Origin of the sequence: Luteibacter pinisoli (assembly GCF_006385595.1) — a bacterium.
Lineage (GTDB): Bacteria > Pseudomonadota > Gammaproteobacteria > Xanthomonadales > Rhodanobacteraceae > Luteibacter > Luteibacter pinisoli.
Window position 1 is genome coordinate 1,664,476 of record NZ_CP041046.1, and the last position, 26,495, is coordinate 1,690,970.

At 66.8% G+C, this 26,495-nt stretch carries 17 protein-coding genes; 7 read left to right on the forward strand and 10 right to left on the reverse strand.

The features are described 5' to 3' along the window. Positions 1-84: 84 nt before the first annotated feature. Positions 85-585 carry a hypothetical protein gene (locus FIV34_RS07680; protein ID WP_139981243.1) on the forward strand — a complete coding sequence of 167 codons (501 nt, stop codon included), beginning with the start codon at positions 85-87 and terminating at the stop codon, positions 583-585. A 48-nt stretch (positions 586-633) separates the two neighbouring features. On the opposite strand, the gene FIV34_RS07685 is transcribed toward FIV34_RS07680, so the two are convergent. Both FIV34_RS07685 and FIV34_RS07690 read right to left on the reverse strand, forming a co-directional pair. After that, positions 634-1,041, reverse strand: coding sequence for an HIT domain-containing protein (locus tag FIV34_RS07685; RefSeq protein WP_139981245.1), 408 nt, complete (start codon positions 1,039-1,041; stop codon positions 634-636). Then, entirely contained in the window at positions 1,038-1,709 is a 672-nt protein-coding gene (locus tag FIV34_RS07690) for a dienelactone hydrolase family protein (RefSeq protein WP_139981247.1), read from the reverse strand. The genes FIV34_RS07685 and FIV34_RS07690 overlap by 4 nt, the downstream gene beginning before the upstream one ends. Before the next feature lie 143 nt (positions 1,710-1,852). On the opposite strand from FIV34_RS07690, the gene FIV34_RS07695 reads away from it, so the two are divergent. The 3 genes from FIV34_RS07695 to FIV34_RS07705 all read left to right on the forward strand — a co-directional run bounded on the left by FIV34_RS07695 (position 1,853) and on the right by FIV34_RS07705 (position 5,013). Further along, complete coding sequence (locus FIV34_RS07695; protein ID WP_139981250.1) at positions 1,853-2,782, forward strand: acyltransferase family protein; 930 nt, start codon at positions 1,853-1,855, stop codon at positions 2,780-2,782. 96 nt (positions 2,783-2,878) lie between these two features. Then, positions 2,879-4,201 (forward strand): 30S ribosomal protein S12 methylthiotransferase RimO, encoded by a 1,323-nt coding sequence (gene rimO / locus FIV34_RS07700; protein WP_139981252.1) that lies wholly within the window; start codon positions 2,879-2,881, stop codon positions 4,199-4,201. Between the two features lie 5 nt (positions 4,202-4,206). Next, positions 4,207-5,013: a DUF3025 domain-containing protein gene (locus tag FIV34_RS07705; protein WP_139981254.1), complete on the forward strand. Its 807-nt coding sequence runs from the start codon at positions 4,207-4,209 to the stop codon at positions 5,011-5,013. On the opposite strand, the gene FIV34_RS07710 is transcribed toward FIV34_RS07705, so the two are convergent. Continuing rightward, positions 4,998-5,648 (reverse strand): response regulator, encoded by a 651-nt coding sequence (locus tag FIV34_RS07710; protein WP_139981256.1) that lies wholly within the window; start codon positions 5,646-5,648, stop codon positions 4,998-5,000. The genes FIV34_RS07705 and FIV34_RS07710 overlap by 16 nt on opposite strands. Positions 5,649-5,769: 121 nt before the next feature. Between FIV34_RS07710 and FIV34_RS07715 the strand changes: the two genes are divergently transcribed. Further along, complete coding sequence (locus FIV34_RS07715) at positions 5,770-9,267, forward strand: ATP-binding protein (RefSeq protein ID WP_170207537.1); 3,498 nt, start codon at positions 5,770-5,772, stop codon at positions 9,265-9,267. Here the strand turns inward: FIV34_RS07715 and greB are convergent. Genes greB through FIV34_RS07730 form a run of 3 tightly spaced genes read right to left on the reverse strand, consistent with a single transcriptional unit; the run spans position 9,264 to position 12,525 of the window. Beyond that, the gene (gene greB, locus FIV34_RS07720) at positions 9,264-9,764 is read right to left on the reverse strand and encodes a transcription elongation factor GreB (RefSeq protein ID WP_139981261.1); all 501 of its coding nucleotides are present in this window, start codon (positions 9,762-9,764) and stop codon (positions 9,264-9,266) included. The genes FIV34_RS07715 and greB overlap by 4 nt on opposite strands. Continuing rightward, a complete protein-coding gene (locus FIV34_RS07725; protein WP_139981264.1) occupies positions 9,761-11,023 on the reverse strand; it encodes a hypothetical protein in 1,263 nt (420 codons plus the stop codon). Before FIV34_RS07725 ends, greB begins: the two co-directional genes overlap by 4 nt. A 2-nt stretch (positions 11,024-11,025) precedes the next feature. Continuing rightward, complete coding sequence (locus tag FIV34_RS07730; RefSeq protein ID WP_139981266.1) at positions 11,026-12,525, reverse strand: helicase HerA-like domain-containing protein; 1,500 nt, start codon at positions 12,523-12,525, stop codon at positions 11,026-11,028. Positions 12,526-12,659: 134 nt separating this feature from the next. On the opposite strand from FIV34_RS07730, the gene FIV34_RS07735 reads away from it, so the two are divergent. After that, complete coding sequence (locus tag FIV34_RS07735) at positions 12,660-14,237, forward strand: lytic transglycosylase (RefSeq protein ID WP_139981268.1); 1,578 nt, start codon at positions 12,660-12,662, stop codon at positions 14,235-14,237. 16 nt (positions 14,238-14,253) lie between these two features. Here the strand turns inward: FIV34_RS07735 and FIV34_RS07740 are convergent, their stop codons facing one another. Next, the gene (locus FIV34_RS07740) at positions 14,254-14,697 is read right to left on the reverse strand and encodes a hypothetical protein (protein ID WP_139981270.1); all 444 of its coding nucleotides are present in this window, start codon (positions 14,695-14,697) and stop codon (positions 14,254-14,256) included. A gap of 136 nt (positions 14,698-14,833) precedes the next feature. Beyond that, positions 14,834-15,685, reverse strand: coding sequence for an archaetidylserine decarboxylase (asd, locus tag FIV34_RS07745; protein WP_139981272.1), 852 nt, complete (start codon positions 15,683-15,685; stop codon positions 14,834-14,836). 271 nt (positions 15,686-15,956) lie between these two features. Here asd and FIV34_RS07750 point away from each other — a divergent pair, with 271 nt between their 5' ends. After that, a complete protein-coding gene (locus FIV34_RS07750) occupies positions 15,957-21,386 on the forward strand; it encodes an autotransporter outer membrane beta-barrel domain-containing protein (protein WP_139981274.1) in 5,430 nt (1,809 codons plus the stop codon). An 85-nt stretch (positions 21,387-21,471) separates the two neighbouring features. Here FIV34_RS07750 and FIV34_RS07755 read toward each other — a convergent pair whose 3' ends face one another. Further along, complete coding sequence (locus FIV34_RS07755) at positions 21,472-23,415, reverse strand: CocE/NonD family hydrolase (protein WP_139981276.1); 1,944 nt, start codon at positions 23,413-23,415, stop codon at positions 21,472-21,474. Between the two features lie 10 nt (positions 23,416-23,425). Beyond that, the gene (locus FIV34_RS07760) at positions 23,426-26,437 is read right to left on the reverse strand and encodes a TonB-dependent receptor (RefSeq protein WP_139981278.1); all 3,012 of its coding nucleotides are present in this window, start codon (positions 26,435-26,437) and stop codon (positions 23,426-23,428) included. Between the last annotated feature and the right edge of the window lie 58 nt (positions 26,438-26,495).

Genomic DNA, 26,495 nt, shown 5'->3' on the forward strand with positions numbered 1-26,495 from the left:
CCTTCGCGGTCGCATCCGCGCCCGACATCCGGGCGCGGTAGACTCCCCATTTCCGCCCGTTGCCCACGATCCACGGAGACACGCATGACCCGAGTTCCCACCCTGATGGCCCGCATCGGCGCGGCACTGATCCTTGCCAGCCTGCTGGTCCTGGCCGGCTGCCACAGCGGCGCGACCAAGGGCGACGCCATTGCAACCTCGGCCGAACGCGGCAAGTTCGATTACACGCTGAAGGCGTACAAGAGCGGCCAGTTCATGACCGAAGACGGCGCCGTGCTCTCGGCCGCCGATGCCGGCAGCCACTTCGCCTACATGAAGGACACCGGTAAGCTGCCGAAGACGGTGCTGCTGCTGCCCAGCGACGATTCGAAGATTCGCGACAACCACCTGGGCTTCATGGCCCGCATGGCGCTGGACTACAACTTCGCCGTGTACTACGACAAGAAGGGCGAGCTAGTCCGCCTGAATGCCGTGGAAAGCGAAGCCCGCCAGCTGGAAGACACCCCGCACAAGGCGGACCTGCCGGATCGCATGAAGGGTAAGGAAGCGTCCAGCGGCGCTTACGACCCGCAGCAACAGCAGTAAGACGTACGACACCCCGAAAAAAGCCGGCGAAAGCCGGCTTTTTTCGTGTCACGGGAAAAGCGCCTGGCGTAGCTGTTCCACAAGCGGCTCGGGGTTGGCATGCGGTTCGGCCTTGCCCGAACCCCACACCGGCCCGGGCCATGCCGCATCGCCTTCCACGCGGGCCACGACATGCACATGCAGCTGGCGCACGATGTTGCCCAGTGCGCCGATGTTGAGCTTGTCGCACGGGGCCACGGCGCGTAGCGCCGCACCGGCCTGGTCCACCTCGCGCCACAACGCCGCGCGGTCCGCCTCAGCGAGATCGGCCACCTCGGCGAGTCCCGTCTGGCGCGGCACCAGCACCAGCCACGCGAAGCGGCTGTCACGCATCAGCAGCACCCGGCACAGCGGCAGGTCGCCGACGACGAGCGTGTCGCCGGCAAGCCGCGCATCCAGTTCGAACGCCGCGCTCACGCCAGTTCGCGGGCGAAGAAGGCGAGCGTGCGCTCCCAGGCCAGCTTGGCGCTGGGCTCGTCGTAGCTGGCGCGCACATCGCAGTTGAAGCCGTGGTCGGCGGGGTAAACCCAGGTGTCCATCTCCGGCTTCAGTTCGCGGTGCTTCTCGACCATCTCCGGCGGGATGGAATGATCGCGCTCGCCGAAGTGGAAGATCACGTTGGCTTTCGCCGGCTCGCTCAGGAACGGCACGTCGCGCGAGCCGTAGTAGCTCGAGGAGGGCAGGCCGAGGCGCAGGGCGGCGAGGAAGGCCACGGTGCCGCCCCAGCAATAACCGACGGTACCGACCTTCACCTTGTAGGTGTCGGCCAGGTAGGCGGCAGCGAGGCCCACGTCCTGCTGCGGACGCAGGAGGCCCAGCTCCGCGACCATCTTCACACCCCTCGTCATGCCTTCCTGGTCGTAGCCGGTCTCCACGCCCTTTTCGACCGGGTCGAACAACGCCGGGGCCAGGGCCACGTAGCCCTCGGCCGCAAATCGGTCAGCCACGCTGCGGATGTGCGCATTGACGCCAAAAATCTCCTGGATCACCACCACGCCGCCCTTCGGCGTTCCCGTGGGCTCGGCCAGGTAGGCGTCCATGCTTTCGTGCGGGCGGGATGTATCGAGGATCAGGGTGCGACCCATGGGGGAATCTCCGGGTGGGGTGAGAGCAATCCGCGAAGAGTAACCGGGCAGCCGTCCAGAAGTCGTGGGGGTCGTGACCCGCTATGCTGCCTGTTCGCCTCACCGAGCATCTGCGGCATGTCACCCAGTGAAGGAAGTGGGCGTTGAACGATGGGCAGCGCAACAACTTCGATGCGTTGCGATTGATCGGCGCCTTCCTGGTGCTGATCAGCCATCAGTTCGCGCTGTCCGGACGCCTCGAACCCAACGTCGTCGGGGATCATTCGTTCGGCAACCTTGGCGTGCTCATCTTCTTTTCGATCAGCGGCTATCTGGTCACGGCCAGCTGGCTGAAAGACCCGCATATCCTGCGCTTTACCGCCCGTCGCGCCCTGCGCATGGCGCCGGCCCTTTGCGTGTCCATCCCGCTATCCCTGGCCGTCATCGCTGCGCTGGGCCTGACGGGATTCCCTCAGAACCCCAGGCACCTCACCAACGGATCGCTTTGGACCATTCCGTATGAGGTTTACTGTTACGGACTGCTGCTCGTTGCCGGCGTCGCTACGCGGCGCCCTTCCATCGTGTTGGCGGTGGGCATCCTTGGCTATTTCGTGGTTTCAGGCCTGCAGTCAGGCGGAGCGTTCCTGGCGTATTTCGGATTGTTCTTCGCCGCAGGAAGCCTCCTGAGAGCGTACCCGTATCTCCGCACAACCCTGCCGACACTCGTGTTTTTCGTTACGGGCTTCGCGCTCATACACATGGGTCAAACCAAGTTCGGGCTCGCATTCGTCGTTCCATCACTGACCATCGCGATCGGCGTGCGGTCGTGGCCTGGGCTGCGGGACATCTCGAAGATCGGCGACCTCTCCTACGGCATCTACATCTACGCCTGGCCCGTGCAGCAGATAGGGGTGGCCCTGCTGGGGCGGCAGACGCCATACCTTGCATTACTGGCCGTCACCGTTCCGGTGACCGTCGCCCTGGCGGCCGTCTCCTGGCATCTCGTCGAAAAGAACGCCCTGCGCTTCAAGCCGCGGCAGCGATGGGAGGCCAGGTCGGCCGCGAACCCGCAGACCAATCTCCGGGTTGAGTGAGAACCGTCGCGAGGACCAGCCTGGCGGCCACACAGGCGTCGTGGGGGCCACGACCCGGTATACTGCCGGGTTTCCTCCCCCCGGTACCCACGGCATATGTCCCAGGCCGCCCAGACCCAGAAGATCGGTTTCGTCAGCCTTGGCTGCCCGAAGGCGCTCGTCGATTCCGAACGCATCCTCACCCAGCTCAAGGTTGAGGGCTACGAGATCGTGCCCAGCTACAACGCGGCCGACGCCGTGGTCGTCAATACCTGCGGCTTCATCGATTCCGCCGTGCAGGAATCGCTCGACGCCATCGGCGAGGCGCTGCACGAGAACGGCAAGGTGATCGTCACCGGTTGCCTGGGCAAGCGCTCGGAGCTGATTCGCGAGAGCTACCCGGAAGTGCTGTCGATCAGCGGCCCGGCGGACTATGCCTCGGTGATGACGGCGGTGCACACCGCGTTGCCGCCGGCGCGCAACAAGTTCCTCGACCTGGTGCCGGATACCGGTATCAAGCTGACGCCGAAGCACTACGCCTACCTGAAGATTTCCGAAGGCTGCAACCACCGTTGCAGCTTCTGCATCATCCCGTCGATGCGTGGCGACCTCGTCAGCCGCCCGGTGGACCAGGTGCTGATGGAAGCGGAAAAGCTGGTGCGCGGCGGCGTGAAGGAGTTGCTCGTGATCTCGCAGGACACCAGTGCCTACGGCGTGGATGTCCGCTACGCGGAGCACGAGTGGCGCGGCAAGGCTTACCGCACGCGCATGACCGACCTGTGCGAAGGCCTCTCGGAGCTCGGCGTGTGGACGCGCCTGCACTACGTGTATCCGTACCCGCACGTGGACGAGATCATGCCGCTGATGGCGGCAGGCAAGATTCTTCCGTACCTCGATATTCCGTTCCAGCACGCCAGCCCGCGCATCCTCAAGCTGATGAAGCGCCCGGGTAACGTCGACAAGACGCTGGAGCGCATCCAGAACTGGCGCCGCCAGGTGCCGGACCTGACCATTCGCAGCACGTTCATCGTCGGCTTCCCCGGCGAGACCGATGCGGAGTTCAACGAGCTGCTCGACTTCCTGCGCGAAGCCGAGCTGGATCGCGTCGGTGCGTTCGCCTACTCGCCGGTGGACGGTGCGAAGGCCAACGACCTGCCGGGCCAGATCGACGAAGAGCTGAAGGAAGACCGCCTCGAGCAGTTCATGGCGGTGCAGGCCGAGATTTCGGCCGCCAAGCTGCAGCGCAAGGTCGGCACGACGATCAAGGTACTCGTCGACGAGATCGACGCGGACGGTGCCTGGGGTCGTTCCAGCGCCGATGCACCGGAAATCGACGGCGCCGTGCGCATCGACGACGGCCAGCTGCTCAAGCCGGGCCAGTTCGTCGACGTGGTGGTCGAAGAAGCCGACGCGCACGACCTGTACGGTCGTCTCGCCTAAGCCGTATGCGTTACGTGGCGCCCACACGCGAGGCGTTTGATCGCCGTGTGCTGGCGTCACCGCCGCTCCTTGACTGGGCGGCCTACGCGCACTTCATCGACAGCGATGCCTGGCCGGACACGGCCGGGCTGAACGCGCTGCTTCCGGCGGATACCGCCGTGCGCTTCGTGACGCAAGAGCCCGCCCTGCTGGCCGACGGCCTGCACTACGAAGAACGCATTGCCCGGGGCGCCATCGCCACCCGGCCGGCGAACTGGCACGACCTGTTCAATGCCCTGGTCTGGCTTCGCTATCCCACGCTGAAGCACGCACTCAATGCCCGCCAGGTCGCTGAGATCGAGCGCATGGGGCCACGCGAGCGATCCCGTGCCCAGTGCGCGCTCACGCATTTCGACGAGGCGGGCATCATCGTCACGCTGCGCGACGCCGACATGCTCGCCGCGTGGGACCGGCATGACTGGCAGACGTTGTTCTGGACGCACCGCGACGCGTGGCTGCGCGGCGAAGCGCGTGCGGAAGTCTTCGGCCACGCGCTGCTCGAACATGCCCTGACGCCCGACAAGTTGCTGGTGGGCAAGGCCGTCGTGCTGATGGATGTCGATGACGCCGCGGCGGTATGCGCCAAGGCGATCGCCCGTGGCGAGATCCTCAACGATCCGCAGGAACTGCGGCCGCTGCCGCTGTCCGGGCTGCCTGGCTGGCACGAGGGCACGGCGCATGCCGCGTTTTACACGACGGCGCCGTGCTTCCAGCCAGTGAGGGAAGGGCGGGTGTACCCGCCCGCCCTGGGGTCAGCTCACGCGAGTCCGTGATCGCGGACGTAGTCGCCGAGCAGGCTGTCGTGATCGACGCCGAGCTTGCGCATCGCATCGCGCTTCTGCCGGCTGATGGTTTTCACCGACTTGCCTTCGCGGTCCGCGATCTGCTGCAGCGACATGCCGTTGACGAAGGCGCGGATCACCTCTTTTTCGCGCGGCGACAGCGGCGTGCCTGGCATCGGCGTGCCCGGCATCGGTTCCGAGCCGTCGTCGGCTTCGTTGAGGATGTCGAGCAGGGTCTCGCTCAGGTACGTCTCGCCGTCGTGCACGGCCCGGGCCGCGACCGCGAGCTCATCCATGGGTGCGCGCTTGTCGACGATGCCGCGGGCGCCACGGGCGAGCATGGACTGCATCGCGGCGGGGCGATTGATCATCGTGAGGACGATGATGGCGAGGTCGGGATAGGTGCTCGCGATGGTCTCGAGCAGGGCGAATCCGTCATCCTGCCGATCACTCGGCATGAGAAAATCCGTAATCACGACATCGCAATCCCGGTCCGCCAGCATGGCTAGCAACTCGTCCGCGGCCTTGGCTTCACCCACCACGTCGATGTGCGCGTTGCGCAGCGCAAGCGCCCCGCCGACGAGTACCAGGGGGTGGTCGTCTGCCAGAATGACTTTCAGTGGCATGCTTCTATTTCTCCTTCCTACCTAGCGACGCCGTGTGGTTCGATCCGATTATGCCCATGATGGCTCCCATGACGAAGTCCGCCGAGTGACCCGATACCTGCTGCCGTTTATGCTCGTCGTCATGTCAGCCGTCGCCTACGCGGCGCCCGACGTGCCGCTGAGCGCCCAGGATGCCGCCTGGCTGCGCCAGCATCCGGTGCTGACGGTGGGCGCCTACCGCGAGGGCTACCCGCCGTTCGAGGAGCTCCGCGACGGCCAGCTGGAGGGCCTTGGCCCAGACTACCTGCACGAGGTGGCCGGCGAACTGGGAGTCACGTTCCAGACCCGCAGCTTCGACACCTGGCCCCACCTGCTGGCGGCGCTCGCCCGCGGTGAGATTGACGTCGCCACCAGCGTCACCCCGCTGGAGCAGGGCATGCCCGGCATCCGTGTCGGCGCCACCTATTTCGAGTCCTTGCCCGCCCTGGTCCAGCGCAACGACGCCGCCATCATCCACCGCACCAGTGAGCTGGGCGGCAAGCGGCTGGCCGTGCACGCCGGGTACTTCGACATGACGGCCCTGCGCCGGGAATTGCCCGACACCACCCTGGTCGAGGTGGGCTCCACCGCCGAGGCGCTGCAGCGCGTCCGCATGGGCGAGGTCGCCGCCTATATCGACAACCCGTACTCCGCCCGCGAATTCGTCGCCCGGCTGGGCATGGAGCACGAGCTGCACGTGGGCGATCCGCTGGCGCTGCCGATCAGCGCGCTGTCGTTCGCCGTACCCGTCGCGGAGGCGCCGCTGGGGCGGGCGATCGACCATGCCCTGGCCGAGCTCACCGCGGCCGACCACGGCCGCCTGCGTGCGCCCTGGGTGGGTCGCGACATCGCTCCCCGGCCCCGCCAGTTCGCCATTCCGCTCAGTGAGCGGGAAAAGGCCTGGCTGCACGACCTGCCGCCGCTGCGGCTGGGGGTGGACCCGAGCTACGCCCCCTTCAGCCTGATCACCGGGCAGGGCCAGGCCGAGGGCCTGGCGCTGGACTATGTCCGCGAGATCGCCGCCGAGCTGGGCCTTCGCTTCACCCAGGTGCCCAGCGAGAACTGGACCGGCACCGTCGCCAGCGTGAAGCGTGGCGAGGTTGATGTCGTCGCCGCGATCAACCCGCAGAGCGCGACCTGGCCCTACCTCGAGCCGACCACGTCCTACCTCGACTTCCCGATCATGATCGTCACCCGCGAGGGCTCCCCGGTAATCGTCGGTCGCGACGACCTGGCGGGGAAGCGGGTGCTCGGCAACACCACGCGCGAGCCGATCCGACGCCTGCTGGGGCGTATCCCGGGCGTCAACGTGCTGCCGGCGGCCACCGAGGCCGAGGGTTTGCGTCGCCTCGCGGCAGGCGAGGGCGATGCCTTCGTCGGCAACCTCGCCTCGGTCGATTACCTGATTCGTGAGCAGTTCCTCGGCCAGCTCAAGGTGGCCGCGCCCACCGGTGATAACGAAGCGATCGCCATGGGCGTGCGCCGCGAGCTGGCGCCGCTGATTCCGCTGATCAATCGCGTGCTGGTGAACCTGCCCACGCATCGCCAGCAGGAAATCCGCAACACCTGGTTCGCCTCGCATTACGTCGTCGGCCCCACGTGGCGCGAGATCGCCAGCCGCGTGCTGCCTTTCGTCGCGGTGTTGCTGGCCTCGCTTATCGCCATCAGCTACGCCTACCTCAACCTGCGCCGCGAAACGCGACGGCGCGAACGCACCGAGCGACGCCTGGCCGAGGTCACCGCGCATGTGCCCGCGGTGGTGTATGAAGCCGTGCGCGATACGGAGGGCCAGTACAGCATGGCCTACGTCGGTGGCGATCCGCAGACCCTGCTGGGGATGGAGCCGGGTGAGCTGCTGGCCGGCGGCGACAGCCTGCTTGCCCCGGTGGCACCGGAAGATCGCGACGCCCTGCGCGATGCGTTCGAGCGCTCGGCGCGCGATACCTCACCCCTGCACGTCACCGTGCGCGCGCAGGTCGGCGGCCGCGTGCGCTACCTCAGCTCCGATGCCGTGCCGCTCGCCGCGGCCGACGGCAACGTGCGCTGGAACGGCTACTGGGTGGATGTGACGACGCAGGAGCTGGCCTCGCGCGGCGTGGCGAAAGCGCGCGATGAAGCCGAGGCCGCGACGCGGGCGAAGAGTGATTTCCTTGCCACCATCAGCCACGAGATCCGCACGCCGATGAATGGCGTGATCGGCCTGCTCGACGTGCTGGAGCGCACGCCGCTGGATGGTGAGCAGCGCCGCATGGTGGCCACCATCGAGCACTCGGCTGAAGCGCTCATGCACATCCTCGACGACGTGCTCGACTTCTCGAAGATCGAAGCCGGCCACCTCGCCCTGGATCCGCGCCCGACCGATCCGCGCGCGCTGGTGGACGATGCGGTCGCCATCATGGCGGCCCAGGCGGAGGCCAAGGGCCTGGCGCTTGAAGCCCACCTCGACGCCGCCCTCGCGCCTGCCGTGCTGGTCGACGATGGCCGCCTGCGCCAGGTGCTCCTGAACCTCATCGGCAATGCCATCAAGTTCACGGCCGCCGGGCACATCCGCGTGGATGTGCACGTGGACGAACAGCATGCCGGCCGGCAGCGCGTGCGCTTCGTGGTCACCGATACGGGTATCGGTATCCACGCCGCCAAACTGCGCCACGTCTTTGCACCCTTCAGCCAGGCCGAGTCATCCACGACGCGCCGCTTCGGTGGCACGGGCCTTGGCCTGAGCATCTCGCGCCGCCTGATCGAGCGCATGGGCGGCCATATCGTGATCCAGAGCGAGCCCGGCAAGGGCACGGTGGTGACGGCGACGGTGGAGTTGCCGATGGTTGATCCATCGTCGATCGTCCCGCCAGCGACCGCCGACACCGCACCCGCGCAGTCGCCCCGTTTGCGGCCCGCGCGGATCCTCGTGGCCGAGGACCATCCGGTGAACCAGCAGCTGGTGCGCGCGCAACTGCAGATGCACGGGCTGACCTGCGACATCGTCGACGATGGCGAAGCCGCGGTGGCGGCACTCGACGAGGCCGACTACGACCTGCTGCTGGTGGACTGCCACATGCCGCGCATGGATGGTTACGCCGTGGCCCGCGAAGTGCGCCGCCGCGAAGAGGGCACCTCGCGGCACCTGCCCATCGTCGCGATGACCGCCGATGCGCGCGCCGACCAGCGCGAGCGTTGCCTCGCGGCGGGCATGGACGACCTGTTGCGCAAGCCCATCCGCCTGGAGGCCTTCCATGCGGCGGTGTCGCGCTGGCTGGGCGTGGCGGAGCTCGCCGCGCCGCCGGTGGACATGGAACGCCTGCGCCGCGCGTTCGGCTCCGATGCCAACGTGGCGACCGTGATCCGCGCGGGGGTGGACACCACGCGCGACGCGCTGGCCCGGTTCGACGAGGTGATCGCCACCGAGGATCCTGAGCGCGTGGCCGGCTGGATCCACCATGTATTGGGCGGCGTGAATGTCTTCGGCGAATCCGCCGTGGCTCGTGATGGTGAGGCGCTGGAGCTGGCGCTGCGCGAGGGTGCGCCGCTCGATGCGCAGGCCGTGCGCGCCTTCGCAGCCGATGTCGAGGCTTTCACCCAGCACCTCGCCGCGACCGCGCCCTAGAGGTAGCTCACCGCCGTGACGGCGAAGCGGGTCATGCCGCCAGGCAGGGCGGCTTCGAACTCGTCGTCGACGCGCTTTTTCAGCACGGCGCGGGCGAGCGGCGAATCAATGCTGATCCAGCCTTTCTTCGCATCCGTCTCATCCGGCCCGACGATGCGGTAGCGCACCGTCTCGCCGGTTTCCACGTTCTCGATCTCGATGGTCGCCCCGAAAAACACGGCGTCCATCTGCGTCGACGCCGCTTCCACCACCTTCAGCACGGGGATGCGCTTGCTCAGGTAGCGCGCGCGCCGGTCGATTTCACCGAGCTGCTTCTTGCGGTAGATGTATTCCGCATTCTCCGAACGGTCGCCTTCAGCGGCTGCCGCCGCGAGGGCCTTGACGACCTCCGGCCGCACCGTATGCCACAGGTGGTCCAGCTCGGCCTTCATCCGCTCGAAGCCATCGCGGGTGATGATCGCGGTGGAGGAGGGCGACGGCGGACGCCAGCGGCTCATGGGGTCACCCGGCGGGAGGGGTCAAGCGTGTCGAGCATGTCGATCAGGTCCTGCGAGATGGGGTGGCCGGCGTAGGTGTGCAACAGCGAACGGGCCAGCGTCGCCGCCTCCGCGCGCTCTTCCAGCTGGAAGTGCATGCGCACAGCCAGCAGGCCGTAGCTGGGCGCGCCCATGTCGCCCGGCCACAGGCGCAGGTAGCCCAGGGCGAGCTGCAGGGCGAGCCGCGGCATGCCGCCATGCGCGGCGGTGTCGGCGAGCGGGCCGCAGGTGGCCGTGGCGTCCGGAAGAAACGCCGGATCGATGCCCAGGCAATCCTGCACCACGCCGAGCGCACGGCGCGTTTCACCGCCGGCCACGAGGGCGGCGATCCAGATCTGGCCGTGCACGAGCAACTCGGGCGTGCGTTCCTGCGCGCGCAGCAACGCCCGGTAGCGGACATGCATCGGTGCCGGCGCAATGCCCTCGCGCAGGCGCTCGGTGAGGATGTCGGTCGCTGCCGCCACGTCATCACGGGCGATCAGGTTGGCGTGTTCCAGCAGCGCGACATCGTCCTCGGGATTTGCCGCTTCGGCGATGGCATCCGCCTCGGGGCGGTAGCCGAGCCGCTCGTGGTGATGGTGGATCAGCGCGCCCATCAGGTGGAAGTTGTAGATGGCGAGGTAGTTGGAAACGAGGTAGTAGGCGGCGGTGCCGAAGAACAGCGGGCCACGTTGCTGCATCGCGTACTGCGCGCCCGCCTGCAGCAGGCTTGTCGCCAGCACGACGGCAAACAGCTTGAAATAGTCGATGCCGATGCGGCTGATAGCCGCCACCCAGGTCAGCGGGTTGAGCGCGGCACCGACGCCGTCGAAGGTCAGCGACATCGTCATCACCGGCAGCACGAAGGCCACCGCCAGCGACACCAGCAGGCCCGAGATCCCGAAGAACAACGGGGCCAGGATAGCGAGTGCATTACCCGTCAGCTGGATGATGATGAGGGCAACCGCCGCCTTGTTTTCCGAGTTCAATGCGTGCTCGGGCGGGTTCTCGAACCCATCGGCCGTATGGCGCAGGCAGGCGAACGCGTACGTATACAACGCGACCCATCCCAGTCCGACGACGAGCAGGCGCAGCCCGATCATCGGGACGTAGGCGATCAGGTCGAACGCTGCGATCGCCCCGATCGTTACCGGCGCCGCACCATGCAGCGGGTAACGAAAGCCGGTGATGATCCGCTGCCCGAACGGCACCGAGGCATCGGCAAGCGCGATACGCGGCATGGTCAGCGCTTTCCGCCGAAGATGCTGCCGAGGATGCCGCGCACGATCTGCTGCCCCGCGCGCGAACCCGCGGTACGCACCATCGACTTGGCCATCGTTTCCAGCATGCCCTGCCGACGCTTGGTGCCGAGCACGGCGTCGCGTACGGCACTACCCCAGCCGCTGCCTTCGTCCTCGCCCTTGCTCGCGTTCTTCACGGGCGGCGCCTCGTCATCGTTCTTCGCGGTGGCCCGCGCGGCCAGCATCTCCTCGGCGGATTCGCGATTCACCGTCGTGTCGTATTTCGAGCCCACCGGCGAGCGTGACCGGACCATCGTGCGTTCTTCCACGGTGATCGCGCCGATGCGGCATGCCGGCGTCGCCACCAGCACTTTCTGGACGGGCGACGGCACGCCACCGTCGCCGAGCGTGGATGCCAGCGCTTCGCCGGTGCCCAGCGTACCGATGGTTTCGACCACGTCGAGCGAAGGGTTTTTCGCGAACGTTTCGGCGGCGGCCTTCACCGCTTTCTGGTCGCGCGGCGTATACGCACGCAGGGCATGCTGCACGCGGTTGCCCAGCTGGCCGAGGATGTCGCCGGGGACGTCGTCGGGGTTCTGCGAGCAGAAATACACGCCGACGCCCTTGGAACGGATCAGCCGGACAACCTGTTCCACGCGCTGGCGCAACGCCGGCGGCGCATCGTCGAAGAGCAGGTGTGCCTCGTCGAAGAAGAACACCATCTTCGGGACATCGAGGTCGCCGACTTCGGGCAGGTGCTCGAACAGCTCGGACAACAACCAGAGCAGGAAGGTGGAATACAGGCGCGGCTTGAGGATCAGGGTGTCGGCGGCGAGCACGTTGACCACGCCACGGCCGCTCATGTCCTGGCGCATCAGGTCGGCCAGCTCCAGCGCGGGCTCACCAAAAAAGTTATCCGCGCCGTCCTGTTCCAGCTTCAGCAGGGCGCGCTGGATGGCCGCCACGCTCTGCGCGCTGATCAGGCCGTAGCGTGCCGAGATGTCCTTGGCGTGCTCCGCCGCAAAACCGAGCATCGAGCGCAGGTCGCCGAGGTCGAGCAGGAGCAGGCCTTCGTCATCGGCCACCCGGAACACCACTTCGAGCACGCCTTCCTGGGTGTCGTTGAGTTCAAGGATGCGGGACAGCAGGGTGGGGCCCATTTCCGAGACCGTGGCACGCACCGGGTGGCCGAGCTTGCCGTAGATGTCCCAGAACACCACCGGGTTGGCCTGCGGGGTCCATCCGCTCAGGCCGAGTTTCGCCAGGCGGTCCTTCAGCTTGTCGGACGGGGCGCCCGCGGCCTGGGAGAGCCCGGCCAGGTCGCCCTTCGCGTCGGCAAGGAAGCAGGGCACGCCCAGGCGCGAGAAACCTTCGGCCAGCAGCATCAGGGTCACCGACTTACCCGTGCCCGTGGCACCGGCGATCATCCCGTGGCGGTTGCCGTATCGCGGGTCGAGTTCGACGGCGGCCGTGTCGTTACGACCGATGAGGATGCCTGGCATGGTCCCACTCCTTATGGATGTCCTGAACAAGTCTACGCAAGGATGCGCCGTTACGGAGAATTTTCCCGCCGGACGCTTGAGTCACGTAGGCTTCCGGCGTAACGTTGCGGGCATTGTCCGACCTGGTCCCACGCATGCCGCTGCACGCCCGTTACGCCCTTCTCCTGCTGCCCCTGGCGATCCTCGCGGGTTGCGCTTCCGGTGGTGCTCCCCGGGCCGGCAAGGCGACACCGCAGGTCAATGCGTTGTACGACCGGATGAACCAGGCAAGCAAGGGCTATGAGGCGGCCATCGACCAGGCCCGCCGTGGCGACACCGCCCAGGCCGCCGCCACGCGCAAGCAGGCCCTGGACCAGCTGAAGGATGCATCGGCCCGTTGCGGCCTGACCCCGGGCTGCGATCCGCAGCGCTTCGCCGCCGTGTTCGATCGCCTGCTGCGCCTGAAGGACGGCAGCTTCATCGAAGGCGAGGACGCGGATGACACCGAGCAGAGCGCGGAAGTCGGCGCCCAGCCGGGCGATGCCGCCGGCTCGGTGGTGCTCGGCGCGCTGCCCGAAGCCCAGCGCAGCGTCACGCTGCTGAAGGGCCAGAAATTCAGCGACATGATGGTGATGAACGGCCCGGTGAAAGCCGCGCTGGAGATGTGGCTCACCCAGCTGCGCCCGAACCTCATGGACGCCTACGTCAACTACCAGATGATGCGCTACAAGATGTGGCCGGCCTACCAGAAGGCCGACCTGCCCGAGGCGCTGCTGTTCGGCATCATGGCCAAGGAATCCGGCGGCAAGGTGCACGCGGTCTCGCGTTCCGGCGCTTCCGGCCCGTTGCAGTTCATGTACGCCACCGGCCTGCGCTTCGGCCTCTCCGCCGATGGCGGCTTCGACGAGCGCTTCGACCCCGGCCTCTCCGCGCAGGCCAATGCCGAGTACGTCAACGAGCAGCTCGGCGCGTTCAACAACAACCTCGAAATGACCCTCGCCGCCTACAACGGTGGTGAAGGCCGCATGCGCCGCATTGCCGCCAGCAGCCCGGGCGCCGGCTTCTACGACCCCGCCATCTACGGCCAGATGTCCGCGGAAACGCGCGACTACGTGCCGATGGTGCTGGCCGCCGCGTGGCTGTTCCTGCACGCCGACAGCTACCACCTGAAGTGGCCGAAGGTGGACGGCGCGGCCGGCCAGATCACGCTGACCCGCCCGGCGTCGCTGACCGAACTCACGGTATGCCTGGGCTCGTCGGATGACATGCCCAACGGCTGGTTCCGCACGCTGCGCAACCTCAACCCGCGGCTGGACCCGCAGGTGAGCCAGCAGGCCGGCACGCGGCTCGACGTGCCCAAGCAGCTGGAGAAGGCGTATATCGCCAGCTGCGCCGATGGTCCGTGGCCGATCCTCGCCAGCGACCTGCACAACGCGGTGAAGATCGCCGCGCCGCCGCCGCCCGCGGCGACATCGGCCGCCCTGGCCAATGGTGGCGCGAATGGCCCGAACGGCCCCGGCCCGCAGTACCAGTACGGCAGCGGTTCGTCGTCGGCATCGTCGTCGAAGGGCTCGGCGGGGGCGAAGAGCTACACCGTGCGCAAGGGCGATACGCTCGTGAGCATCGCGCGCAAGAGCAGCTGCGCGGACGTGGAAGACATCGCCAGGATGAATGGCCTGAAGAGCCACGCCCTGAAGGTCGGGCAGTCCCTGCGCGTTCCGGCCTGCCGCTAAACCGCGGCAGGAAGGGTCAGGCGAGGGCGGAGGGTTCCATCCACTCGGCGCCGAAGTCACGGCGGTTCGGTGCCGACAGCTCCTTGATCTGGCGCATCAGGCGCAGCACCTGGCGGTGCAGTTCTTCCATGCCCGGACGGCGCGAATCGAGGGTCTCGTGGTACACCGCTGCGAGCCACAGGGCCACGCCACGGGTGGCGATCAGCGGGTTGTCGGAACGCGCCTTGCCCAGGCCCAGGTCCGGGCCATGCCCATACGTGCTGTAGCGCTCTTCGGGCGGCGTGCCGTACAGGTGCGGGAAATCACAGGCGGCGGCCTGTTCCATCTCACGGCGAACAAGTTGCTGCAGGTCCGCATGGGTGCGGACGGGCAGGGCGAGAACCACGCGCTCGATGTCCGCCAGTTGGCGGCGAAGGCGGATTTCGCGATTAACGGCAATGAGATGTGTGACCAGACGCATGACGACTTCCCCTATACGGCGCTGCGTGTCCGGACCTCCACCCCCTACTGCCCCATGGTGTCCGAGGGGTGTGAGCATACCCCGCCGTTGCGTCAAATGTAAGACGTTTTCGTCACATTGTGACGCATAGGGTCAATCAGTTTCTCGCGGGGCCACGCCATTGGCCGATTTTCTGCCCAACCGTAACTTGTTGTTGCGGCTGGAGATTATCGAACTCGTAGCCCTCCGGCAGCAGCAGGATCACCGTCGAGCCCATGTTGAAGCGGGCCATTTCGGCAAAACGTTCCAGCTTGATCCCGCGGCCGCTGCAGTCCGTCCGGATGATGTCCGAGGCGTACGGCGGGATGGCCAGGCCGTCCCACACGGTGGCCACGCTGGAGACCAGGATGGCGCCGACCATCACCGAGACGAACGGGCCGTGCTCGCCATCGAAATGGCAGACGAGGCGTTCGTTGCGTGCGAACAGACGCGGGATGGCTTCCACCGCGAACGGGGCCACGCTGAAGATGCGGCCGGGGACGTGCGTGGTGCCGGTGAGCGTGCCTTCCAGCGGCATGTGCACGCGGTGGTAGTCACGCGGTGACAGGTAGATCGTCGCAAAGCTGCCGTTGCGGAACGGCAGCGCGGCGGCCTCGTCGCCCAGCAGTTCGGCCGCGGTGTATTCCTGGCCCTTGGCCTGGAAGATGCGCCCGTCGCGGATACGCCCCAGCTGGCTGATCCGGCCATCGGCCGGCGACAGGATCGCCTGCGGGTCCGGGTCGGCAACGCGCGCACCCGGTTTCAGCTTGCGGGTGAAGAACGCATTGAAGTGCGGATAGGCCAGCGGGTCGGGCTGGGCCGCCTGCGCCATGTCCACGTTGTAGTTCCGCACGATCGTGGAAATGAGGAAATTCTTCCATGCTGTCCATTCCCAGCGTGTCGCCTGGTAGACGATCCGGGAGAGGAAGCGGTGCGGGAGGATGTACTGCAACAGGACGCTGGGTTTCATCGCGGGGAGTATAGGGGAGTCAGGCCGATGCACCAGCACCCGTTTCGGCGCCCCAGCGGGCGACCTATGCACGTTTTCTTCATCGAAAGGCACCTATAGACAACCCCGGAGGCGAATCGCAACGGTAACGTGCGGTCCGCCGCTCTGCACGGTCGGCCGGGATGGCCTGGGGGTGGGAGCGGGGGAAGGGGGCCTTTGCAGTACCCGGGAATCTCCTGGTGACCCGTGCGCCACGCTGCTCCGGACGGCGGCGCAAACGGGGTAAGCAACCATGACAACCTGTGATGCGCTCCACCGCCGCCCGCTGCCGGGTGGTGCGAACGGCGCCGTGCTCGCCTTTGCCATTGCCGTCGCGTTGCTCGGCGCACCCGCGACAGGCCGCGCGCAAACGGTGCCGGTCGCCCCTTACGACCCCGTCGACAACGATCAGGAAGTCGGCCGGATCGACGTGGCAGCCGGCGGCAATGTCACCATCAACGGGCCGCAGCAGTTCCAGGCCGGCCAGACCGGTACCGAAGACACCACGCTGCAGGCGCTGAAAGACCAGAACCGGATCACCTCGGGCGAGAACTGGATCGGCGTGCCGCGGCTGAATCCCGGGAGCCAGAATTTCGGCATCACGGTAAAAGACCCGATCACCGGCAGCAACCGGGTCGTCTCGGTCTACAACACCAACAACCTCTACGCCCTCCCGCCGGTCACCTATGCCACGACCGTCCCCAACCTGGTGAACGTGGGCGATAACCAGTACATCGATGCACGCGTGGGCCAGGTCGGTGCCGGCGGCGGGACGCTCACGGTGGCCATCGGCACCGGTGCCAACAGCCAGGCCGCGACCAACATGTGGTCGATGGCCGCCAAGCAGACCAACCTGTTCTACGCGGACGGCACGGGCGGCGCGGCGAGCAACCTTGCGTGGGCCGGGCAGAACCGCATCACCTTCAATGGCGAAGTGGCCGATCCCAACCAGCCACGCAGCTACGGCGTCACCTATGTGTCGGCCTTTGGCGGCACGTTCAATGTCACGACGGCGGACGGCACCACCTCGCACACGGTGACCAACGACGCGCAGCTGCGCGACTACAACGCCTTCCTGATCGCACAGATCCAGGCGGGGAAACTCGATCCGGCCCAGTACGTCACCCTGTTCGCGCTGGGCTACACGTACACGACGCAGCAGATCGTCTACGGCATCAGCGCGAACAACCCGCCCGACGACGTGGCCCAGCCCATTGGCGACCGCATCGTGATGCGCCTGGTCGGGGCGAATGCGCACGGCACGATCAACCCGGGTGCCGTACTGGAAGTGGTCAACGCCAACGGCGGCGCGGTGCGTGCCGACGGCGGCGCCACCTTCGTCAACAACGGCTCGCTAGGGGTGCAGCACAGCAGTGGCGACGGATCGGCGCTGGTGCTCACGCAAGCCAGCCGGGGTACCAACGCCGGCATCATCAATGGCAACTTCTTCCCCAATGCCGATGGCGGCATCTCCAGTGGGGCGTCTGGCGCGAACATCGTTGACGTGCAATCGGGCAGTACGTTCAACAACGCGGCGGGCGGCATCATCAATCTCGCCCTGGGCACCACCAATGGCGCGGGTAAGTCCACGGGCATCCGCGTGGGCGCGAATGCGACGGCGACCAACGACGGCTTCGTCAATGTCGGTGTCACCGGCTCGCGGTCCAACGGGTCGGTCGATGGTATCTATCTCAACGACGCCACCGGATCGTTCACCAATGGCGCCAGCGGCATGATCTACATCGGTCGCGGCCCGCAGTACACGCCGGGCGCGGTGCCCGCCGACGTGGCGATCAACCAGGCCACGATCACGACGGGGATCAACGTGCCCACCGCGGCCACGGTGAACAACCTCGGTACGATAACGATCGGCACGGGCACGCAGAATGCGGCTGGCATCCTTGTCACCGCGGCCGCCGCGAACGTGACCAATGCCGGCACCATCAACGTCAGCGGCCGCGCCGCCGCGATCCCGCGCGAGAACATTGGCCTGTCGGTGGTCAATGCCGGCGCGACCGGGCCCGGCATTTCGAACACGGGCACGATCAACGTCACCGGCGTCAATGGCACCGCCCTGAAAGCGGTTTCCACGGCCGGCACGGCCTCGCTGGTGCATTCCACCGGCACGATCAACGTGGCCGGTGGGGCGGATCCCGCGAGTGGGACGCGCAATTACGGCGCGTGGATCGAGGGCCAGGGATCCGCGACGGCGACGGGCGACATCAGGGGTGCAGTGAACCTGGAGGGCGACGGCGCCATCGGCATCCACGCCCGTGGCCGCGCAACGGTGAACGTCGCCGCCGGCGCAGCGCCCAGCTTCCAGTCCGGAAGCAAGCAAATCGGCCTGTTCGCCTTCGGCGATAACGCAAAGATCAACGTCGGCGCGGGCGCGGTGCTCGATGTATCGACACCGCAATCGACGCTGTTCCGCCTGGACAGCGGCGCGGACTTTGACGGCACCGGGCTGACGGTGTCGGTATCCGGCGCGCAGGCGACCGGCGTGCTCGGTTCCGGCAGTGGGTCCGTCCTCAATACGCGTAACGCGGTGATCAATGTGACCGGTACCGGCGCGCAGGGTGTCGTGGCCGAAGGGGGTTCGAAGGCGACCATCGACGCGGCGACGACCATGTCGCTGACGGGCGCGGGCGCTATCGCCGGCGTGGCGGACGGCCAGAAGCACGACCTGACCGGCGCTGCCACGGGTGCGCTCTCCACCGCGACATCGGTGAACAGCCTGGCGACGCTGAACTCGTCGTCGGATGGTGTGACCGGCCTGATCGCGCGTAATCGGGCGACGCTCACTAACGCGGGCGCACTGAATTTCAGCGGCGCGAACACCACCGGCCTGGTCGTGGAAACCAATGCCGTCGCCACCAACAGCGGCACGGTGAACCTGGGCGGCCCGGAAGCCACGGGCGCGATCCTGCGTTCAGGCGGGACCCTGGCCAATAACGGCAGCATCACCGTGGCCAGCGGGACCGGCGTGCGCATCGAGGGCACCGGGACGCAGCGGCTGAATCCCGCGGGGACGATTACCGTCAACGACGGCCACGCGGGAGTGCAACTCACGACAGGTACGGGGCTGGTGCTCGGTAGCGGGGATTCGGCGATCACCACGCGGGGTTCCGCGCATGGCGTGCTGCTGGATACGGGCGCGGTATCGCTGGTGGCCAACGGCACCACGATCACGACGCTGGGGACGGGTAACGCGATCGAGAATGCGGCGGAGACGGGTGCCATCACACTCACCGCCGCCACGCTGCATTCGGGCAGTGGTGCCGGGCTACGGACCGCCACGGCGATTGACCCGGCGTCCACCGCGACCTTCGAGGTGGATGGGCCGGGCGTCGGCTACGCCTTCCGCCAGGCGGATGGTTCGGCGACAACAGGTGACCTGTCACTGGGCGAGGGCTTCACCATCCATGGCAACGCCGCCGGCAGCGTGGGCATCCAGGCCCTCACGAGCGGTGCCGTGAGCACCGCCGCCAGCGTCAGCATGCTCGACCCCGCGAGCGGCCCCGCGCTGCTCGCGGGCACGGCGTCCTCGGTCGCCAACAGCGGTGCCCTGTCGTCCGCGAGCACGGTGTCGCCAGTGGTCGACCTGGCCAACGGCACGGGTACGTCGTTCACGAACACGGGCGGCATCCTTGCCGCATCGGTCGGTGCCACGGCCCTTCGGGGTAGCGCGGGCAGCGACGCCATCACCTTGTCCGCCGGTAGCGTGCGTGGTGAGGTTGCGACGGGTGAGGGCGGTGACACGTTCGACTGGATGGGCGGCGCACTCGAGGGCGGCCTGACCATGGGCAGCGCGGGCAATACCGCCACGCTGGGTGCGGTGGATACGTCGTCGACGTATCACCTCGCGGCTGGCACGGGTGGCGGAAACACGCTGAATTTCGCAGGAACGGTGGCACGCGGTGGCACCTTCGATGCGGATGACCTCGCCCGTGGCATCAACCTGCATGGCTGGAACACGTTCAACCTCACGCAGGCCTCGGCGTTCACCCTGACCGCGAACCTGGTGCTCGCCGGCAGCGACGTCACGATCGACGGCACCTCCACCTTGCTGGCCGGCGACAACGTCCACCCGGTGATTTCCGCTGCGACTCCGGGTGCCGCGAATGTCACCAACACGGGCATCATCGACCTGACCAACGGCGCAGGCTCGCCCGGCAACACGTTGACCATCGATGGCAACTACACCGGCAATGCGGGAACGGTAAAGCTGGTGACCACGCTGGACGCGGGAGGCCCACTGGGTGCCCAAAGCACCGACCGCCTGCTGGTGCAGGGTGATGCGAGTGGTGAAACGATCCTGTCGATCACGCCCTCGTCCATGAGCACCGGCGCCCTGACTGATCTCAATCGCGACGGTTACGTGGGCCCGGACGAAGGCATCTCCGTCGTCCAGGTGGCCGGCAACGCTACGGGTGGGGCGTTCCGCGTCAATGGCGGCTACCTGGCGTTTGGCGCTTACCAGTATGGCCTCTATGCGTTCCAGCCGGGGTCGAGCAGCGCGGGCCAGCGCGTCGTCGGGGGTGCGACCAGCGGCGATACGTTCTGGGATTACCGGTTGGCCAACGTGCTGGCCTGTAACGGCCCCTGTCCGGCGCCGACGACCGATTCACCCGCGCCCACGCCGCCACCGGGGCAGGCGTACATCGCGCCGCCACCCGCCACCGGGCCGCTGGCCGTGGCCGATGCGCGGCCCGCGGTGGTCCCACAGGTACCGGCGGCCATCGTTTCGCCGTCGGCGCTCGCCTTCTTCGGCTATCGCGCCATCGATAACCTGCATCGCCGGCTCGGTGAAGTGCGAAACATGGATGACCTGGGCGAAGGCCTCGGCGGCGAAACGTTCGTCCGCTACTTCGGTGGCGATTACCATTACTCGACCAACCGCTCGTTCCGTGATTACGGCTACGACTACGACCTCGACATGCGGGCCGTCCAGGTCGGCACCAACGTGTTCGCGCTGGACGCCGACCGCTCCACGTTGCGCGCGGGCGTGGCGTACACGCACGGCACCACGCAGCTCGACCCGAAGGCGGCGGATGGCTACAGCCACGCCAAGCTCTACACCAACACCATCGCGATGTTCGTCACCTGGCAGCACGCGAGCGGCTTTTACATCGACGCGATCGCTTCCGGAGACCGCCACGTGGGCGACATCGATACGGCACGCATCAAGGGTGCGGCGCGGGTGCACGGCAGCGGCTGGGAAGGTTCCGTGGAAGCCGGCTACCCGTGGCGTTTCGACAGTGGCTGGGAACTAGAGCCACAACTGCAGCTGGTGCGCCAGCACATCGGCCTGCGTGACCAGGTCGACACCGACAGCGTGACCACGCGCTACCAGGCGTTCGAACAGACGGTGGGCCGTGCGGGCCTGCGCTTCGACCGGACCTGGACGACGGATGCGGGCAGCCGCTTCACGCCCTATGCCAGGGCGAACTACATCAAGGGCTGGGGCGGGGTGTCGAAAGTGGATATCGGCGCGGAGGGGTTCGACATGTCACAGCCGTTCGCAGGCGGGAAGTTCGGGCAGATGGTGGAGCTGGGGCTCGGCGGCACCTGGGCGTGGCGGAACCGGATCTCGGTGTACGGGGAGGGTGACTGGCAGGATAACGTTGGGGTGGCGGGGGTGCGGGGGTGGTCGGCGAATTTGGGGGTGAGGTGGGATTTTTGATCTTGTCGCGAAAGGCGTCGCCCACAGGGTGGGCTCCTACGGAGCGTGATCGTAGGAGCCCACCCTGTGGGCGACATCTTTCGCCTCAACGCGCGACAGGCAACTCGACGTACGTCCCGTTCTCCCCATCCCGAACCACCTTCTGCGTGGCCTTGATGTAATCCGCCGGCTTCGCGTTAAAGATGTTCGGCACGAAGGTTTGCGGGTTCCGGTCGTACAGCGGGAACCAGCTCGACTGGATCTGCACCATCACCCGGTGTCCCGGCTGGAACACGTGGTTTACCGTCGGCAGCGGGAAGCTGTAGGGCAGCGCTTTGCCAGCTTCCAGCGCCTTCGGCTTGTCGTAGCCTTCGCGGTAGCGGCCGCGGAAAATCTCCATCGCCACCGGCAGCTGGTAGCCGCCCATCGACGGTTTTTCTTCCACTTCGTCCGGGTACACGTCGATCAGCTTCACCACCCAGTCGCTGTCGGTTCCGGTGGTGGAGGCCAGCAGGTGCACCAGCGGCTCGCCGGACACGCCCATGGGCTTGTCCAGCACCGGCGAGACGTAGGTCAGCACATCGGTGCGCGTGGCGAACTGCCGCTGGTCATCGACGAGCCATTCCGGCCAGGAATCCTCGCGGTCAGCCACGCCGTGCGACCACGACTGGATCGGGCGCACGCGATACGGCACCGGCTTGGCCGGGTCCGATACGTACTCGTCATCGCCGCTGGACGGCACGGTCGTCGCGAGGGCGCCGTTCGGCTCCGCGTACCAGCGCTGTGCCGAGGGCTTGCATCCCGTGCGGCACGACGAGGGCCACGTGTCCAGCTGGCGCCAGGCGTTCTCGCCGGTGACGAAGGCATTGACCGGCGCGACATTCGCCTTCGGCGCGCCATCCTTCAGGTACTGCGCCAGGAAGGGACGCAGCATGGTCTGGCGGAACGTCTTGCCGGTGTCGCTGCCAAGCTCGATCGCGCCAATGGTGCTCGCGTTTTCCCACGTCTTCGCATGGCGCCACGGGCCCAGCACCAGCCAGAGCTTTTGATGCGAGGGATCGCGTGGGGCGAGCGCGCGGTACACGGCCATGTCGCCGTAGTTATCTTCCTGGTCCCACAGGCTGTGCACCAGCATGGTGGGCACCGTCATCGGCTCCTTCGCGGCGATCTTGTCCAGCGCCTGCTCCGACCAGAAGCTGTCGTACGCCGGATGGGCGAGCACCTTCTGCCAGAAGCCCAGCGCCTCCATGCCGTACGCGCGGCCGATGTCGCCGGCCGAGCCGCCACGCAGGTAAAGGTCGTAGTCGTCGCGGTAGCCGGTGGTCCAGCCGATGTTGCTCTTGCGCGAGTTCACCATGCCGTAGATGTAGGGAATCATCTGCTGGCGAAAGGCGCCGCGGTGGAACCAGTCGTCGCCCATCCAGCCGTCGATCATGGGATTGATCGGCACGGCCACTTTAAGGGCGGGATGCGGATGGATCGTGGCGATCATCGCCTCGAAGCCATCGTAGGAAATGCCGATGATGCCGACCTTGCCGTTCGATTCGGGCACGTGCTTCACGAGCCAGTCGATGCTGTCGTAGATGTCGGTGGATTCATCGATGGCCGTGGGGTTGCCATGGCCGACCGGCGGGCGGTTCATCACGAAGTCGCCTTCGGAACCGTTCTTGCCGCGGATGTCCTGGATCACGCGGATATAGCCATCCTGGACGATGATGTCGGCCGGGTTGTCATAGCCGCGCAGCGTCGGCCCGAGGTGCGGGCTGTCGCCACGATGGCCCATGCCATCCGCACCATACGGCGTGCGGGTGAGCAGGATGCCGGCGTGCGTGGCGCCTTTGGGCACGAGGATCACGGTGTGCAGCGTCACGCCATCGCGCATCGGGATGTCGACGGTGCGCCGCTCGTAATCAAAGCCCGCGTTGACCGGCTTGAAGTCGGCCGGGATCTCGGTGGGCAGCTCTTTGTAGGTCGTTTCGCCGCCGACCGCCGGGGTCGCGAGGACCCCGGCGGCAAGCGCGACGATACCCAGTCGCAGGAGTGGATGCATGGACGTTCCGTCAGAAGTCGTAGGTGACGCCGAAACGAGCGTAGCGCGGCTGGGTGTAGCTGATCACCTGCTGGTAACCATCGTTCACCGAGTTCGTGCTGCCCGAGACCGGGTTGGTCCGCTGCGAACGCTGCTGGTTGAGGATGTTGAACACCGAGACGGAGAAGGCCAGCTTCTTGTCGGCCCACAGCGGGCGGTATTCGGTGCTCACGTCCACCAGCTCTTCCCACGGCTCGCGGCCCTTGGCGCCGTAGGCGGAAGGCACGCCGAAGCAGAAGTGGTAGTAGCTGCCGTAACCCGACGGGTCACCCTCGTCCGCGCCATAGCGGCCCAGGCAGGACTTCGGCAGGCCCGACTGGATCAGGATATTGGCCGAGACCAGCCATTCCGGGGCGATCTGGTAGGAGCCGTACAGCTTCAGCTGGTGACGACGGTCGTTGCCGAGGTCACCGTTGGCGTAGTTCATCAGCGTGGCGTAATCCCAGTCACGCGATGCCGCCACCGAGCCCTGGCCCACGTCCGAACGCACCTGGCCTTCGGTGTTGCCGTAGCTGTGCGAGATCAGGTAATCGATCTTGCCCGACCACTTGCCATCGAACGGATGCGACAGGTACAGGTCCAGCCCGTAGTAGTTGCGCTTGAGGTGCGGGAAGCCGAAGTCGGCATTGGTCACCGTGACGTTGGTGTAGCCGCCGTTCGCGTTGGCCAGCTGGTACACGTTGGCCCGGCCCGGGTTCGACAGGTAGCAGCTACCCACCGTCACGGCATCGATGTCGGCACCCTGGGCGATGGCGGCACGGGTGATCGCACCGTTATCGCAGACGTCGTCCAGCGCGTTGCGCAGTTTGCGCGCGGTGGCCTTCGCACCGGCCACCCAGTCGGCGTTGATCTGCTTGTCCAGGCCGAGGATGTACTCGTCCTGGTACTCCGACTTGATGTTCTTCGAGCTGACCGTCTTCGGGTCGGGCGGCTGGCCGTATTCGCCGTTGGGAGACACGGCGCCACCGGTGGCCGAGTTGATGAAGGTCACGCCGGTCGGCAGGCCGCTGCCATCGATGCCGGTGTAGGTGAAGTACTGGTTCGTCGCGAGCGAACCGGCCGAGGTACGCAGGGCCACCGAGGCCGGCATGGCGAGGAAGTAGCGGCCGGCGTTGCCGTACACCTTCATCGTCGAATCGCCGTTCACGTCCCAGCTGAAGCCCAGGCGCGGCGCCCACTGCGGGGTGGTGAGCTTCAGGTAGGGCTGGCCGGCCGGGTTGTAGTTGGTGAACTGGTCGTTGCGGATGCCGAGCGAGAGCATCAGGCGGTCGGTCACCTGCCAGTCGTCCATGATGTACTGCGCGCGCTGCTTCACGCGCACCGAGGCCAGCGTGTTGTAGTGGCGGTAGTAGCCGTAATAGCCGGTCTGGCCACCCGGGTAGTTGGCCGGCTTGTCGACGAACGGGCTGTCGCTGATGTTGAGGTTCGGATCCTGCTTGCCGTACCACAGCTCGTAGCCCACGCCGCCGATGGTCGTGCCATCGTCGATGTCGTGCGAGTCCTGGTTGTCGATACCCGCGGTGATCGAATGGGTGCCGATCTTGTAGTTCAGGTCGAGGCGCAGGTTGCGGTTGGTCGAGGTGTGGTCCGGGTTGTCCACGGTATCCAGCGTCTGGCCGTTGCTGATCGGCGTGCCGCCGTTCAGTGCCGGGTTCTGGCCGCTGACGTTACCGATGAACGGGCCGACGATGCCGGTATCCGGCGCTTCGTTGTAGTAGGTCAGCTTGGACTTGCCGTACAGCGCGGTCAGCGTCAGGTCGTCGGTGATGTAGCTGGTGAACTTCGCCACGTAGACCATGGCCTTGGTCTTGTACGTGGTGTCCTGGCTGACATAGTCGCCAACGGTGTTGGTGTCGTAGTCGTAGGCGTATTTATTGCCGTTGGAACGGTGCGTCTGGTTGACGCCGGTCACCTCGAGGATGTTGTTGTCGGTGATGTTCCAGTCGAGCTTGCCGTACCACTTCGGGTCTTTGTACGTGTACTTGGTGTCGTAGGCGTGGTTCACGTCGCCAACGCTGTTGCCTTCGCTGCGCTCCATTTCCACGGCGGCGAACGCGTACAGCTTGTCCTTGATCAGCGGGCCACCGGCGTAAGCGCTGATCGTCGAGGTCCACTCGTGGTTACGGTCGTTGCGCTGGTTGATCGTGCCCGGGGGCGCCGGGTTGTCGTGGCCGTAGGTGATGTTGCGGGCGCTGGCGCGCGCGAAATCTGGCTCCCACAGCACCTGTGCACCGAAGTGCCACTCATTGGTGCCGCGCTTGCCCACCTGGCTGATCACGCCGCCGTCGGAGCGGCCGTACATGGCCGAATAGCCACCGCTCAGGATTTCCTGCTGGTCCACAGCGCCATAGGGCAGGGTGACACCGCCGAAGCCGCTGAGCGGATCCGTCGTGTTCATGCCGTTGATGTAGTACGCGTTCTCGGAAACCGCGCTGCCGGCGAAGCTCACCAGGCTGCCGCCAAAGGCGTTCTTGAAGCCGGTGTAGCCCGGCGACGCGCCCGGGGCGAGCAGCGCCACGCCTTCGGCCGAACGCACCAGCGGCAGGCGCGCCATGTCGGCGGCCGTGATCACCGTGCTCGAGGCCACCGTGGCGACGTCGATCTTCGGCAGCTGGTTGGCGGAGACGGTCACTTCGCCGAGGTTCTGCGCTTCACCCGCCGCGGCGGCCGCGAAGGAGACGTCGGTCGCGGCGCCGACGCGCAGCGTGATGTTGTCGCGCGTGTCGACGACGTTGCCGTTGGCCTTGAGGCTGACCTTGTAGGTGGCCAGCGGCAGGGAATCGGCGCTGTAGTGGCCGCGGTCATCCACCGCGACTTCGCGGGTGATGCCGTTGCTGCCTTCGATCAACACGGTTTCGCCGGCGGTGGCCGGCGCCGAGCCGGCGATGCGGCCGGTGGTGGCCTGGCCGTAAGCCAGGCCGCTGAACGTCGCGGCGACCGCGGCGCAAAGCAGGGTACGTCGGAGGGCGGGAAGGGGAATCATCGAAGTGCTCCGGAAGGGCTTGGTCTGTGACAGTGAGATTTCAATCGATTTAAATAAC

Coding starts and splice junctions, on each gene's coding strand:
- FIV34_RS07705 (WP_139981254.1), top strand. CDS start 4,207: ATGCGTTACGTGGCGCCCACACGCGAGGCGTTTGATCGCCGTGTGCTG.
- FIV34_RS07735 (WP_139981268.1), top strand. CDS start 12,660: ATGCCGCTGCACGCCCGTTACGCCCTTCTCCTGCTGCCCCTGGCGATC.
- FIV34_RS07715 (WP_170207537.1), top strand. CDS start 5,770: ATGTCAGCCGTCGCCTACGCGGCGCCCGACGTGCCGCTGAGCGCCCAG.
- rimO (WP_139981252.1), top strand. CDS start 2,879: ATGTCCCAGGCCGCCCAGACCCAGAAGATCGGTTTCGTCAGCCTTGGC.
- FIV34_RS07680 (WP_139981243.1), top strand. CDS start 85: ATGACCCGAGTTCCCACCCTGATGGCCCGCATCGGCGCGGCACTGATC.
- FIV34_RS07690 (WP_139981247.1), bottom strand. CDS start 1,709: ATGGGTCGCACCCTGATCCTCGATACATCCCGCCCGCACGAAAGCATG.
- greB (WP_139981261.1), bottom strand. CDS start 9,764: ATGAGCCGCTGGCGTCCGCCGTCGCCCTCCTCCACCGCGATCATCACC.
- FIV34_RS07730 (WP_139981266.1), bottom strand. CDS start 12,525: ATGCCAGGCATCCTCATCGGTCGTAACGACACGGCCGCCGTCGAACTC.
- FIV34_RS07740 (WP_139981270.1), bottom strand. CDS start 14,697: ATGCGTCTGGTCACACATCTCATTGCCGTTAATCGCGAAATCCGCCTT.
- FIV34_RS07755 (WP_139981276.1), bottom strand. CDS start 23,415: ATGCATCCACTCCTGCGACTGGGTATCGTCGCGCTTGCCGCCGGGGTC.
- FIV34_RS07710 (WP_139981256.1), bottom strand. CDS start 5,648: ATGCCACTGAAAGTCATTCTGGCAGACGACCACCCCCTGGTACTCGTC.
- FIV34_RS07750 (WP_139981274.1), top strand. CDS start 15,957: ATGACAACCTGTGATGCGCTCCACCGCCGCCCGCTGCCGGGTGGTGCG.
- FIV34_RS07725 (WP_139981264.1), bottom strand. CDS start 11,023: ATGCCGCGTATCGCGCTTGCCGATGCCTCGGTGCCGTTCGGGCAGCGG.
- asd (WP_139981272.1), bottom strand. CDS start 15,685: ATGAAACCCAGCGTCCTGTTGCAGTACATCCTCCCGCACCGCTTCCTC.
- FIV34_RS07760 (WP_139981278.1), bottom strand. CDS start 26,437: ATGATTCCCCTTCCCGCCCTCCGACGTACCCTGCTTTGCGCCGCGGTC.